Here is a 13673-nt window from a genome sequence, read left to right as displayed (position 1 = left end):
GGCAGGTTAGAGTGCAGAACCGGTTTTCCTCCGCGCCCGCTGTGCTTGTTCGCAAAATCCGCAAAACAGCGCGCAAGTGCAATCCGCGCGCCGTCGCTCCGGTTTCGAAACCTGTTGGCCTCATCCGCTGAGCAGGCGCGAACAGGTCGCGGGTCTGACCGGCGTCCCCCTCTTCCCCCTCCTTCGGATATCCGCTAAAGGCATCTCAACTTTCACGGGGGAACGACACCAGATGCAAGAGCCCGCAATCACTCCGGACCTGATCGCCGCGCACGGGCTGAAGCCCGAGGAATACGACATGATCCTCGAGATCATCGGGCGCGAACCGACCTTTACCGAGCTGGGCATCTTCTCGGCCATGTGGAACGAGCATTGTTCCTACAAATCCTCCAAGAAATGGCTGCGCACCCTGCCCACCAGCGGTCCGCAGGTGATCTGTGGTCCGGGCGAGAACGCGGGCGTGGTCGATATCGGCGACGGTCAGGCGGTGGTCTTCAAGATGGAGAGCCACAACCACCCCTCCTATATCGAGCCCTACCAGGGCGCGGCCACCGGCGTGGGCGGCATCCTGCGTGACGTGTTTACCATGGGTGCACGCCCCATTGCCTCGATGAACGCGCTTTCCTTTGGCGAGCCCGCGCACCCCAAGACCCGGCAACTGGTCAATGGCGTGGTCGAGGGCATCGGCGGCTATGGCAACTGTTTCGGGGTTCCCTGTGTGGGCGGCGAGGTGCGCTTTCACCCTGCCTATAACGGCAACTGCCTTGTGAACGCCTTTGCCGCCGGTCTGGCCGACAGCGACAAGATCTTCTACTCCGCCGCCTCGGGTGTCGGCATGCCGGTGGTCTACCTCGGTGCCAAGACCGGGCGCGACGGCGTCGGCGGCGCCACCATGGCCAGCGCCGAGTTCGACGACACGATCGAGGAAAAGCGCCCCACCGTGCAGGTGGGCGACCCGTTCACCGAGAAACGCCTGATGGAGGCGACGCTGGAGCTGATGCAGACCGGCGCCGTGATCTCGATCCAGGACATGGGCGCCGCGGGCCTCACCTGTTCGGCGGTGGAAATGGGCGACAAGGGCGGTCTGGGCGTGCGTCTGGACCTGGAAAACGTGCCCCAGCGCGAAGAGAACATGACCGCCTACGAAATGATGCTGTCGGAATCCCAGGAACGGATGCTGATGGTATTGAAGCCCGAGCTTGAGGCCGAGGCCCGCGCCGTGTTCGAGAAATGGGATCTGGATTTCGCCATCGTGGGCGAAACCATCGCCGAAGACCGCTTCCTCATCATGCATCACGGAGAGGTTAAAGCCGATCTGGTGCTGTCGAAACTCTCTTCGACCGCCCCGGAATACGACCGCCCCTGGGTGCCGACCCCGGCCGCCGAGCCGCTGGCCGAAGTACCCCAGATCGACCCGGTCGACGGGCTGCGCGCGCTGCTGGCCTCGCCCAACTATGGCGGCAAGCAGTGGGTCTATGAGCAATATGACACCATGGTCATGGCCGACAGCGCCCGCACGCCGGGTCTGGGCGCCGGAATCGTGCGCGTGCATGGCACCGACAAGGCACTGGCCTTTACCAGCGACGTGACGCCCCGCTATGTGCGCGCCAACCCCATCGAGGGTGGCAAACAGGCGGTGGCCGAGGCCTATCGCAACCTGACCGCCGTGGGCGCGCTGCCGCTGGCCACCACCGACAACCTGAATTTCGGTAATCCCGAAAAGCCCGAGATCATGGGCCAGTTCGTCGGCGCCATCAAGGGGATCGGCGCCGCCTGTGCCGCGCTCGACATGCCCATCGTCTCGGGTAACGTCTCGCTCTATAACGAGACCGATGGCACCGCGATCCTGCCCACCCCAACGATCGGCGCCGTGGGCCTCTTGGCCTCGACCGACGAGATCATCGGCAAGGAGGTCCGCGAGGGCCATGTGGCGCTGGTGATCGGCGAGACCACCGGCCATCTGGGCCAATCGGCACTGTTGGCCGAAGTGTTCAACCGCGAGGATGGCGATGCGCCCCACGTGGATCTGGAGGCCGAGCGCCGCAACGGAGAGTTCATCCGCGCCAACCGCGCGCTGATCAAGGCCTGCACCGATCTGGGTGATGGCGGCCTGGCACTGGCAGCGTTTGAACTTGCCGAAACGGCCGGCGTCGGCGTCCACCTGGACGAGGCCCCGACCGAATTCCTGTTCGGCGAAGATCAGGCCCGCTATCTGGTCGCCTGCAATTTCGATCAGGCCGAGGCGCTGATGTCGGCGGCGGCGCAGGCGGGCGTGACGGTCACTTCGGTCGGCCGCTTCACCGGCGACACCGTGCGCATCGGCGGCTCCGAGGCACCGCTGGCGGACTTGGCCGCCACCTTCCGCACCAGCTTTGCAGCCGTGGTCGCCTGAGAAGCGCCCCGGCCCCAACGCGCGCCTCCGGGGCGCGCTTTTCCTGTGGCAACTGCGGGGGTGACTTGCGCGCCCCGGTCCGGCGCTCTACATCTGGGGGCAAGACATCTGGAGTATATAACATGGCCATGGAAGCCCATGAAATCGAGGCGCTGATCCGCGCCAACTTCCCCAAGGCAAAAATCACCATCACCGACCTAGCAGGCGACGGCAATCACTGGGCCGCCGAAGTGGTGGACGAAAGCTTTCGCGGCCAGAGCCGGATCCAGCAACAGCGTGCCGTCAACGCGGCGGTGAAGCCCGAAATCGACAGCGGCAAGCTGCACGCGCTGGCCCTGACCACCAAGGCGCCCGAATAGGCGCTGGGCGCCGGAAACAGACAGTTCTGCCACCCCGCGTGGCGCAGAAGGAAACGCATCAATGACCGACGCAAAGACCCGTATCGACGAAACCGTCAAAGCCAACGATGTGGTGCTCTACATGAAGGGCACCAAGGAAATGCCGCAATGCGGGTTTTCCAGCCGCGTGGCCGGCGTGCTCAACTACATGGGCGTGGCCTATCAGGATGTGAACGTGCTGGCCGATGACGAGATCCGCCAGGGCATCAAGGATTATTCCGACTGGCCGACCATCCCGCAGCTTTATGTCAAAGGCGAGTTCGTGGGCGGCTGCGACATCATCACCGAGATGACCCTGTCGGGCGAGCTGGACACGCTGTTGGAAGAGAACGGTGTCGCCTATGACAAGGACGCCGCCGACAAGATTCGCGCCGCCAACGCCTGAGCGCGCTTGCGGCAATCGCTAGCAAAGTCTTGGAAAGACTTTGCCAACAGGATTTCCCCTGAAATCCTGTCAAAAAAGCGCCCCAAGGGGCGCTTTTTACAAGATATCCGCGATATCTTGGCCCGGCCTCAGCCCGCCGTCTTTTCTTCGATCCGGTCGGCCAGCGCCTCGGCGCGGGCCGCCAGTTCCGCCAAAGTATCGGTGACCGAGGGCGGGATCACTGCCACCTCAACCCGCTCGGGCGCGGGTGCGGGTGCGGATTTCAGCGCTTCCAGTTCGGCCTCGCGCTCGGCCAACCGGGCTTCGACTACGCCGATCTTGTCTTCGACTGCGGCAGTCTTGTCGGCCAGCATCAGCCCGGCCATCAGCAGCATCCGAGCCTCGGGCATCCTCCCGATCTGGTCCGACAGCACCTGCGCCTCGTCATCCAGCATCTTGGCAGCCGAATGCAGAAAGCTCTCCTCGCCTTCCTGACAGGAAACCTCGAAGGCGCGGCCGCCGATATGAATTGTCACTTCGGGCATTATTCATCCTCTCCTTCCGCCAGGTTCGCCGACGTCAGCAGCGGCCCCAGTTTGCTCAGCACCGCCTGAACCTCGGCCGCATCGGTGGCACGTTGAGCGCGCAGAGCCTCCAGTTCGGCCAGCATCGCCGCATTGATCAGGTGCGGCTCGCCCACCCCGGCCTCGTTGGCGGCGCGCAGATCCGACAGTGCCTTGCGCAGCTGATCATTGGCCTTGCGCAGCCGTTGCAGATCGCCATCCAGTCGCGACATTGCCGCACCATGGCTGACCCGTTCGGCGCGCAGCATCTCCAACTCGGAGCTCAACTCCGAGACTCGTTCGGACTGGCCCAGTTCGGATTTCAGAGCCTCGATCTCGGTGCGCAGTTCATCCTCGACCGCGCTGTTGCCGGCCTGGGAGCGCAGATCCTCGATCTCGGCCTTGAGCGCCTCAACATCCTCGACCGCGTCGAGCTCGGCCTTGAGCGCGTCGATCTCTGCGCGCAACAGCGTGCTCTGGTCTTCGGCCTCCAGCGCCGCCTTGGCCTCGGCCAGCTCTGCCCGGGCCGCCTCGGCCGCCACCAGCTTGGCGGTGGCCTCGGCCAGATCCGCTCGCAGCCTGTCAAGCTCGCCTTCATCCTCGACGGGCATCGGCGCTGCTGCGGCCTCAGCTTGCAGCGCCTGGATTTCGACCTCATATTTGGACTTGATCGCCTTCAGTCGCTCTTGCAACTGCGCATTAGCGAGCCGTTCGTCTTCCAGCGCAGCGATCAGATCATTATCGGCTTCGACGGATTCCGATGGCGGCGCTGCCTCTTGCGGCATCGCCAGGGCTTCGACCCCGGCTCCGATCCGCTCCATCGCGACCGAAATGCGGCTGTGCAGTTCCTCGATCTGGCTCATGCCCTCACCCTCGTGATGCGCGTGTTGTTCTTGCTTCTCTTTTCCGGACCCGGAACGGCGCGGCAATGATGCCGACCGAATCGGATGCCGGAATGGATAGCAGTAGTCTAACCAAATGACGGGGAAAATACCCCCATCTTTGCTTTCAACGACTTGTCGGCGGCTTCTGATGTAGCGTCTCCGACAAAAAACCTGTTTGGCTTGAACTTTGAGGGGTGAGTGGTATTGAGCGCAAAACCCGCCCGAAACCCAAAGGACAAAGCCTCGTGGACCTGATTGCGCTGCGCACTGCGAACCCCGACCACTGGACCAAGGCCACCGCCATCCGCGCCCTGACGCTGGATGCCATCGCGGCGGCGAATTCCGGCCATTCCGGCATGCCGATGGGCATGGCCGATGTCGCCACCGTGCTGTTCGAAAAGCACCTGAAATTCGACGCCGCCAACCCCACCTGGCCCGACCGCGACCGGTTCATCCTGTCGGCGGGCCATGGTTCGATGCTGCTCTATTCGCTGCTCTATCTCACCGGCAATCCTGAGATCACGCTGGACGAGATCAAGAACTTCCGCCAGATGGGTGCCAAGACCGCCGGTCACCCCGAGAATTTCCTGGCCAAGGGAATCGAAACCACCACCGGCCCTCTGGGTCAGGGCATCTCGAACGCCGTGGGCTTTGCCATCGCCGAGGAAATCCAGCGCGCGCAATACGGCAAGAAGGTCGTCGACCATTACACCTATGTGATCGCCGGTGACGGCTGCCTGATGGAGGGCGTCAGCCAGGAGGCCATCGGCCTTGCCGGGCGTCTGGAGCTGAGCAAGCTGGTCGTCCTGTGGGACAACAACAACATCACCATCGACGGTACCGTCGATATCGCCGACCGCACCGACCAGGTCCGCCGCTTTGCCGCCTCGGGCTGGCATGTGATCGAGATCGACGGTCACGACCCGGCCGCCATCGATGCTGCCCTGACCCAGGCCAAGGGTTCGAAAAAGCCCACGATGATCGCCTGCAAGACCCATATCGCGCTCGGCCACGCGGCACAGGACACCCCCAAGGGTCATGGCGCGCTGACCGACCAGGGCCAGCTTCTGGCCGCGAAAGAGGCCTATGGCTGGGCGCATGGACCCTTCGAGGTGCCCGCGGACGTTAAATCCGCCTGGGAGGCCATCGGCAGCCGGGGCGCCGCCGAGCGCGCCGCCTGGCAGGCCCGCTTTGCCGAGCTGAGCGAGCGCAAGCAGGCCGAATTTACCCGCGCCTATGCGTTCGAGGCGCCCAAGAAACTGTCGGGCGCCATCCGTGCCCTGAAAAAGCAGGTGTCCGAAGAGCAACCCAAATGGGCCACCCGCAAAAGCTCGGAAGAGGTGCTGAAGGTCGTCAACCCGATCATGACCGAAACTGTCGGCGGCTCGGCCGACCTGACCGGCTCGAACAACACCAAGACCGCCGATCTGGGCATCTTCCTGCCGGAAAACCGCAAGGGCCGCTATATCCACTGGGGTATTCGCGAACATGGCATGGCGGCGGCGATGAACGGCATGGCGCTGCATGGTGGAATCCGCCCCTATGGCGGTACCTTCATGTGCTTTACCGACTATGCCCGCCCGGCGATGCGCCTGGCCGCGCTGATGAAGATCCCGTCGGTCTTTGTGATGACGCATGACTCGATCGGCCTGGGCGAGGATGGTCCAACCCACCAGCCGGTGGAGCATCTGGCGATCAGCCGCGCAACCCCCAACACCTATGTGTTCCGCCCCGCCGACACGGTGGAAACCGCCGAGGCCTGGGAACTTGCACTAACCTTCCAGCAGAGCCCCTCGGTCCTGTCGCTGACGCGCCAGAACCTGCCGACACTGCGCACCGAGCACAAGACCAAGAACCTCAGCGCGCAGGGCGCCTATGTGCTGGCCGATGCAAGCGCGGGCAAGCGTCAGGTGATCCTGATCGCCACTGGCTCCGAGGTCGAGATCGCCATGCAGGCCCGCGCAGCGCTCGAGGCCGAAGGGATTGGCACCCGCGTGGTGTCGATGCCCTGCATGGAACTTTTTGCCGAGCAGGACGAAGCCTATCGCAAGCGCGTCCTGCCCGCAGGCCCGGTCCGCGTCGGCATCGAGGCCGCGGTTCGTGCAGGCGGCTGGGACCGCTGGCTGCTGGGCGAGCGCGGACGCGAGGCCAAGGCGGGCTTTGTCGGCATGACCGGCTTTGGCGCCTCGGCCCCGGCCGAAGAGCTCTATGAGAAGTTCGGCATCACCGCCGCTGCAACTGTCGCGAAGGTCAAGGACCTGCTGGGCTGAGGCTGATCCGGAAAAGACAGAAGGGGCGCGGGTGACCGCGCCCCTTTTTCGTAGAGCAACGCCGCCGGAATTTCGCGGAAATTCCGGCCCGGAAAACATCTGTTTTCCGTCCCGTTTTCTTTGCAAGAAAACGGCGCCGCTCAGATCGGCAGGCTGAGCGAAACCTTGGTCCGGTCCATCGCCACCGAGGTGCGGAAACGCCGGACATTCGAATCCTCGAAGAACAACCGATGGGTCAGCGCCTCGAAATCCTGCATGTCACGTGCGGTGCAGATCAGGATGAAATCCGCCTCGCCGGTGACATAGTAGCATTGCTGCACCTGCGGCTCGACCTTGGCCCTTTTGCGAAACAGATCGAGCTGCTGAAGCGATTCCCGCTCCAGTTCGACCATCACCACAAAGGTCATCTTCCAATCGAACCCCGCCGGATCGAGAACGGCGATTTCCTTTTCGATCAAGCCTGCCTCACGCAGCCGCTTCAACCGACGCTGCACCGAAGGCACCGACAGCGCGCAGCGATGCGCCAGCTCTTCCAGCCCCAGCCGGCAATCCTCTTGCAGGCTGCGCAGTATGGTCAGGTCGGCGGCGTCCAGGGGATGAGACATGGCAGTCCGGCTTTCTGATCGAATTGCGGCATCGGCCTTCCGGCTAGCACGAAATCCGACGAGATCCCATCGTCGTATCGTGTCATAACATCGTGGTCATGCGATAGCCCGAATGGAACAGCAGCCGGGCATAGGTCACCGGCCGCTCGCCCAACCAGGTCACCCGCTCCACCGTGAAATGGGCGTCGGTCTCGTTGCCGCCCAGAAACTCGGCCGTTTCGCGGTTGCCCCGACAGGCCGAGAAACTGAGCCGGATATCGGTGAACGGCACCTCGCTGACCAGCCATTCATTGGGTCCGGTCTGCGAGAAATCCTTGTGCTCTGCCTGCGGCACCGTACTCAGGTTGATCCAGCGCTGTTCCAGCTGAAAGGGACGCTCGTCGGCGTAGTGCATGCAGACCAGTTGCAAGACCCGGTCCTGTGCGGACAGCCCCAACTGCGCGCAGAGCCAGTTCGGCGCGGCCTCTTCGGAGCGGCTGACCAGCGCATAGCGATAGGTGGCACCTGTGCTCTCGATCTCTTCGCGCACCACCGGGATCGCGAAACGCGCCTGCCGGACCGGAGCCAGCTTGACCCGCGTGCCCGCCTTGCGCTTGCGCTCGACGATCCCCTCTTCGGCCAGTTCGCGCATGGCCCGGTTGACGGTCGCACGCGCGCAGCCATATTCCTCGGCCAGCGCCACCTCGCCCGGCAGCATCGCGCCCGGCGGCCAGGTATTGTCGCGGATCGCCGCCAGGACGCGGGCTTTGATCTCCTGATAGCTGACCCGCGTCTCCTCGCCCATCGCCCCGCCCTTATAAATCTGCGCAATTAGGAATTTACGTATACAAATTGGCGCGCGTGCTGAACAGCGCAAAAAGGGTGAGAAGCGCGCTCGCGCCTCATATTATGACTGGACATAAAAAACTATTACTCATACATGTGAGGGGGACAAACCAACCAGGCTGCCCCAATGTCAATCGCCCTGTTTCAGAACTGTACCCTCGCGACCATGGCGGGCGACTCCGCGCCCTATGGGCTGATCCACGACGCCGCGCTGGTGGCCGAGGCCGGGCATATCCTGTGGGCAGGGCCACGTGCCGACCTGCCCGCGCGGTTCGCCGCCCTGCCCGCGCATGATCTGGGCGGGCGGCTGATGACGCCCGCGTTGATCGACTGTCACACCCATATCGTGCATGGCGGCAACCGGGCCTCGGAATTCGAAATGCGGCTGCAAGGGGCCACCTATGAAGAGGTCGCGCGCGCGGGCGGCGGCATCGTCTCGACCGTGACGGCCACGCGGGATGCCAGCGAGGCGGAGCTGGTCGCCAGCGCCCTGCCCCGTGTCGATGCGATGATCGCCGAGGGCGTGGCGGTGATCGAGGTGAAATCCGGCTATGGGCTGGACACCGAGACCGAACTGCGCATGCTGCGCGCCGCCCGCGCGATCGGCCAGCACCGTGACGTGACCATCCGCACCAGCTTTCTCGGCGCCCATGCGGTGCCTGCGGACTATGCCGGACGGGCGGATGCCTATATCGACACCGTGGCAATCCCCGCCCTGCGCGCCGCCCATGCCGAGGGGCTGGTGGACGCGGTGGACGGGTTCTGTGAGGGCATCGCCTTTGACCCTGCTCAGATCGCCCGCGTCTTTGACGTGGCCCGCGATCTTGGCCTGCCGGTAAAGCTGCATGCCGAACAGCTGTCCAACCTGGGCGGGACCAAGCTCGCCGCCTCTTACGGCGCGCTCTCGGCCGACCATATCGAGTATCTCGACGAGGAGGGCGTGGTGGCCATGGCACGGGCCGGGATGACGGCGGTGATCTTGCCGGGCGCGTTCTATACCCTGAACGAAACGCAAAAGCCGCCCGTTGCGCTGTTGCGCGAACATGGCGTGCCGATGGCGGTTTCGACCGATGCCAATCCCGGTTCCTCGCCGATGACATCGCTACTGTTGGCGATGAACATGGCCTGCACCCTGTTTCGCCTGACGCCCGAAGAGGCGCTGGTCGGCACCACCCGCAATGCCGCGCGCGCGCTGGGAATGACCGACCGGGGCACGCTGGCCCCGGGCCAGCGCGCCGATCTGGCGGTCTGGGACGTGGCCCACCCGGCGGAACTCGCCTATCGCATCGGGTTCAACCCGCTTTACAAACGCATCATCGGAGGCACCTTGTGACCGCCCTCACCCTCACCCCCGGCTCTGCCACGCTCGAGCAACTGGCGCAGATCTATTTCGACGAAAGCCCGGCGCGGCTCGACCCCGCCTGCCGACCGGCGGTCGAGGCAGCGGCGGCGCGCATTCAGGCGGCGGCAGCGGGCGATGCGCCGGTCTATGGCGTGAATACGGGATTTGGCAAACTGGCCAGCCTCAAGGTCGCACCGCAGGACACCGCCACTCTGCAACGCAACCTGATCCTGTCCCATTGCTGCGGCGTCGGCGCCCCGATCCCGCGCCGCATGGCCCGGCTGATGATGGTGCTGAAGCTGCTGTCGCTGGGGCGTGGCGCCTCGGGCGTGCGGTGGGAGCTGATCACGCTGCTTCAGGAGATGCTGGCGCGCGATGTCACCCCGGTGATCCCGGTGCAGGGCTCGGTCGGGGCCTCGGGCGATCTGGCGCCGCTGGCCCATATGACGGCGGTGATCATCGGCGCAGGCGAGGCCGAATACCAGGGCGAACGCCTGCCCGGCGCCGAGGCATTGGCACGTGCCGGCCTGACCCCCATTCCGCTGGGGCCAAAGGAGGGGCTGGCCTTTATCAACGGCACCCAGTTTTCCACCGCATTCGCGCTGGCGGGCCTGTTCGGTGCCTGGCGCGCGGCGACTTCCTCGCTGGTGACGGCGGCGCTGTCCACCGATGCGATCATGGGCTCGACCGCGCCCCTGCAACCCGAAATCCACGCGCTGCGCGGCCATCGCGGCCAGATCGACGCCGCCGCCCGGATGCGGGCGCTGCTCGACGGCTCGGAGATCCGCGAAAGCCATCGCGAGGGCGACACCCGGGTGCAGGACCCCTATTGCATCCGCTGCCAGCCGCAGGTGACCGGTGCGGCCATGGACGTGCTGCGCCAGGCCGCCCAGACGCTGGAGATCGAGGCCAATGCCGCCACCGACAACCCGCTGGTGCTGGCCGAGGCGGACATGATCGTCTCGGGCGGCAATTTCCACGCCGAGCCGGTGGGCTTTGCCGCCGATCTGATCGCACTGGCGGTGTCCGAGATCGGCGCCATCGCGCAACGCCGGGTGGCTCTGATGGTGGATCCGACGCTGAGTTTCGATCTGCCGCCTTTCCTGACCCCGAAACCGGGGCTGAATTCCGGCCTGATGATTGCCGAAGTCACCACCGCCGCGCTGATGAGCGAGAACAAGCATCTGGCCAATCCCTGCGTCACCGACAGCACCCCCACCAGCGCCAATCAGGAGGATCACGTCTCCATGGCGGCGCATGGGGCGGTGCGGCTGGGCCGGATGGTCGACAACCTGCATTACATCTTGGGCGTCGAGCTGCTTTGCGCCGCGCAAGGCATCGAGTTCCGTGCGCCCTTGCAGACCAGCACCGCGCTGCAAGCTGCGGTCGCGCGGCTGCGCGCCGAGGTGCCCCGTCTGGAGGAAGACCGTTACATGGCGCCCGAGATCGAAACCGCGGCGCGGCTGGTCGGCGTCGGTACGCTCCTCGATGCGGTGGGGATCGACATGGGCGGGCTGCGGCCATGACGCCGGTCGAGGTGATCCGGGGCGACGGCCCGGTGGTGCTGGGCATGCCGCATGGTGGCACCTTTGTGCCCGATGCGATCCGCGCCCGGCTGAACCCGCGCGGCCAGGGGCTGAGCGATACCGACTGGCATATCGACCGGCTCTATGCCGGTCTGCTGCCCGGCGAGACCATCGTCAAATCGACCGTGCATCGCTATGTGATCGACGCCAATCGCGACCCCGCTGGCGTCTCGCTCTATCCCGGACAGAACACCACCACGCTCTGCCCCACCACCGATTTCGACGGGCATGACATCTGGCTGCCGGGGCAAGCGCCCGAGGCCGACGAGATCGCAGAGCGCCGCGCCACCTATCATGCCCCCTATCACGCCGCGCTGGCCGAGGCGCTGGAGCGCGCTCGCGACCGGCACGGGGTGGCGGTGCTCTATGATTGCCATTCGATCCGGTCCGACATTCCGTTCCTGTTTGCGGGCACCCTGCCGATATTCAATATCGGCACCAACAATGGCACCACCTGCGCCCCCGAGATCGAGGTGGCGACGCTTGAAACCTGCCGCGCCGCCGACCCGGATCAGACCGTTCTGAACGGCCGCTTCAAGGGCGGCTGGACCACCCGCCATTACGGGCAGCCCGAGACCGGCCAACATGCCATCCAGATGGAAACCGCGCAGCGCGCCTATATGGACGAGGCCGCGCCCTGGACCTATCGGACCGAGCGCGCCGACCGCCTGCGCCCGGTGCTGGCCGAAATCCTGACCCAACTCGAAACACTGGCGCTGTCCGGGCGCCTGAGCAGCCCCAGAGGAGCCTGATCATGCTTGACCGCAAGAACACCCGCGACGTCTATCCGCCCACCGGACCTGAGCGGACCGCAAAGAGCTGGCAGACCGAGGCCGCGATGCGGATGCTGATGAACAACCTGCACCCGGATGTGGCCGAGAACCCGCATGAGCTGGTGGTTTATGGCGGCATCGGCCGCGCGGCCCGCACATGGAGCGATTTCGACACCATCGTCGCCACGCTGAAAGACCTCGAATCCGACGAGACGCTGGTGGTGCAATCCGGCAAGCCGGTCGCGGTGGTGCGCACCCATGCCGACGCGCCCCGCGTGCTGATCGCCAATTCCAACCTGGTGCCGCATTGGGCCAACTGGGATCACTTCAACGCGCTCGATAAGAAGGGCCTGATGATGTACGGCCAGATGACCGCCGGGTCCTGGATCTATATCGGCACCCAGGGCATCGTTCAGGGCACGTATGAGACCTTTGCCGAGGCCGGGCGCCAGCATTACGGCGGCGACCTGACCGGCCGCTGGATCCTGACCGGCGGTCTGGGCGGCATGGGCGGGGCCCAGCCGCTGGCCGCCGTCTTTGCGGGTGCCTGCTGCCTGGCGGTCGAATGCAACCCCGACAGCATCGATTTCCGCCTGCGCACCAGGTACCTGGATGAAAAGGCCGAAACGCTGGACGAGGCGCTGGCCATGATCGATCGCTGGACCCAGGCGGGCGAGGCGAAATCGGTGGGGCTCTTGGGCAATGCCGCCGAGATTTTCCCCGAGATCCATGCCCGCATGCAGGCGGGTGGTCTGCGCCCCGACATCGTCACCGACCAGACCAGCGCCCATGACCCGATCAACGGCTACCTGCCGCTGGGCTGGACCATGGCCCAGTGGAAGGACAAGCGCGAGAGCGACCCCAAGGCGGTGGAGAAAGCCGCCCGCGCCTCGATGAAACAGCATGTGGCCGCGATGGTCGATTTCTGGAACGCAGGCGTGCCGACGCTGGACTACGGCAACAACATCCGCCAGGTGGCGCAGGATGAGGGGCTGGAAAATGCCTTTGCCTTTCCCGGTTTTGTCCCCGCCTATATCCGGCCCTTGTTCTGCAAGGGGATCGGCCCGTTCCGCTGGTGCGCCCTGTCGGGCGACCCCGAGGATATCCTGAAGACCGACGCCAAGATGAAGGAACTGTTTCCCGACAACACCCATCTGCACAACTGGCTGGACATGGCACAGGAGCGCATCGCCTTTCAGGGCCTGCCCGCGCGCATCTGCTGGATCGGCCTTGGCGACCGGCACAAGGCGGGCCTTGCCTTTAACGAGATGGTGGCCAGTGGCGAGTTGAAGGCACCGGTGGTGATCGGGCGCGACCACCTCGACAGCGGCTCGGTCGCCTCGCCCAACCGCGAGACCGAAGCGATGCGCGACGGCTCGGACGCGGTCAGCGACTGGCCGCTGTTGAACGCGCTGGTCAACACCGCCTCGGGCGCCACTTGGGTCAGCCTGCATCACGGCGGCGGCGTCGGCATGGGCTTTTCTCAACATGCGGGCGTGGTGATCTGCGCCGATGGCACGCCCGAGGCGGCCCGCCGGCTGGAACGGGTGCTGTGGAACGATCCGGCCAGCGGCGTCTGGCGCCATGCCGATGCGGGCTATGAGACCGCGCTCGACTGCGCTCGCCAACATGGCCTGCGCCTGCCGGGCATCCTGGGTAATTAGGGCGCGC

Annotated in this window: 12 protein-coding genes; 8 read left to right on the top strand and 4 right to left on the bottom strand. The window is 65.1% G+C overall.

Annotation, left to right across the window (positions count from 1 at the left end; translation table 11 throughout):
- Nucleotides 1-232: 232 nt before the first annotated feature.
- From purL to grxD, 3 genes are all read left to right on the top strand, one after another.
- On the top strand, nucleotides 233-2392 hold the full coding sequence (purL, locus tag AC2FNY_RS00675) for a phosphoribosylformylglycinamidine synthase subunit PurL (RefSeq protein ID WP_238903928.1): 2160 nt from the start codon (nucleotides 233-235) through the stop codon (nucleotides 2390-2392).
- A 122-nt stretch (nucleotides 2393-2514) separates the two neighbouring features.
- Nucleotides 2515-2751: a BolA/IbaG family iron-sulfur metabolism protein gene (locus AC2FNY_RS00670; RefSeq protein ID WP_234136903.1), complete on the top strand. Its 237-nt coding sequence runs from the start codon at nucleotides 2515-2517 to the stop codon at nucleotides 2749-2751.
- A 61-nt stretch (nucleotides 2752-2812) separates the two neighbouring features.
- Nucleotides 2813-3175 carry a Grx4 family monothiol glutaredoxin gene (grxD, locus tag AC2FNY_RS00665; RefSeq protein ID WP_234136905.1) on the top strand — a complete coding sequence of 121 codons (363 nt, stop codon included), beginning with the start codon at nucleotides 2813-2815 and terminating at the stop codon, nucleotides 3173-3175.
- Nucleotides 3176-3303: 128 nt separating this feature from the next.
- On the opposite strand, the gene AC2FNY_RS00660 is transcribed toward grxD, so the two are convergent.
- Together AC2FNY_RS00660 and AC2FNY_RS00655 are read right to left on the bottom strand one after the other, a co-directional pair.
- A complete protein-coding gene (locus tag AC2FNY_RS00660) occupies nucleotides 3304-3699 on the bottom strand; it encodes a cell division protein ZapA (protein WP_496801321.1) in 396 nt (131 codons plus the stop codon).
- On the bottom strand, nucleotides 3699-4580 hold the full coding sequence (locus AC2FNY_RS00655) for a hypothetical protein (protein WP_238903930.1): 882 nt from the start codon (nucleotides 4578-4580) through the stop codon (nucleotides 3699-3701). The genes AC2FNY_RS00660 and AC2FNY_RS00655 overlap by 1 nt, the downstream gene beginning before the upstream one ends.
- 266 nt (nucleotides 4581-4846) lie before the next feature.
- Between AC2FNY_RS00655 and tkt the strand changes: the two genes are divergently transcribed.
- Nucleotides 4847-6871: a transketolase gene (gene tkt / locus AC2FNY_RS00650; RefSeq protein ID WP_496801320.1), complete on the top strand. Its 2025-nt coding sequence runs from the start codon at nucleotides 4847-4849 to the stop codon at nucleotides 6869-6871.
- 140 nt (nucleotides 6872-7011) lie between these two features.
- On the opposite strand, the gene AC2FNY_RS00645 is transcribed toward tkt, so the two are convergent.
- Nucleotides 7012-7476: an Lrp/AsnC family transcriptional regulator gene (locus tag AC2FNY_RS00645; protein WP_496801319.1), complete on the bottom strand. Its 465-nt coding sequence runs from the start codon at nucleotides 7474-7476 to the stop codon at nucleotides 7012-7014.
- 82 nt (nucleotides 7477-7558) lie between these two features.
- Entirely contained in the window at nucleotides 7559-8260 is a 702-nt protein-coding gene (gene hutC, locus AC2FNY_RS00640; RefSeq protein WP_234136912.1) for a histidine utilization transcriptional repressor HutC, read from the bottom strand.
- A 168-nt stretch (nucleotides 8261-8428) separates the two neighbouring features.
- Here hutC and hutI point away from each other — a divergent pair, with 168 nt between their 5' ends.
- From hutI to hutU, 4 genes are read left to right on the top strand one after another with little or no spacing between them, the layout of a single operon-like run.
- A complete protein-coding gene (gene hutI, locus AC2FNY_RS00635; protein ID WP_496801318.1) occupies nucleotides 8429-9634 on the top strand; it encodes an imidazolonepropionase in 1206 nt (401 codons plus the stop codon).
- Nucleotides 9631-11169 (top strand): histidine ammonia-lyase, encoded by a 1539-nt coding sequence (hutH, locus tag AC2FNY_RS00630; protein WP_496801317.1) that lies wholly within the window; start codon nucleotides 9631-9633, stop codon nucleotides 11167-11169. The genes hutI and hutH overlap by 4 nt, the downstream gene beginning before the upstream one ends.
- A complete protein-coding gene (hutG, locus tag AC2FNY_RS00625) occupies nucleotides 11166-11981 on the top strand; it encodes an N-formylglutamate deformylase (RefSeq protein ID WP_496801316.1) in 816 nt (271 codons plus the stop codon). Before hutH ends, hutG begins: the two co-directional genes overlap by 4 nt.
- A gap of 2 nt (nucleotides 11982-11983) precedes the next feature.
- Entirely contained in the window at nucleotides 11984-13666 is a 1683-nt protein-coding gene (gene hutU / locus AC2FNY_RS00620) for a urocanate hydratase (protein WP_496801315.1), read from the top strand.
- Nucleotides 13667-13673 lie beyond the last annotated feature (7 nt).

This window comes from Ruegeria sp. BHSC223 (assembly GCF_059613025.1).
Note: the sequence above shows the minus strand (reverse complement) of the source record. Positions and strands in the feature narration are given on the sequence as shown.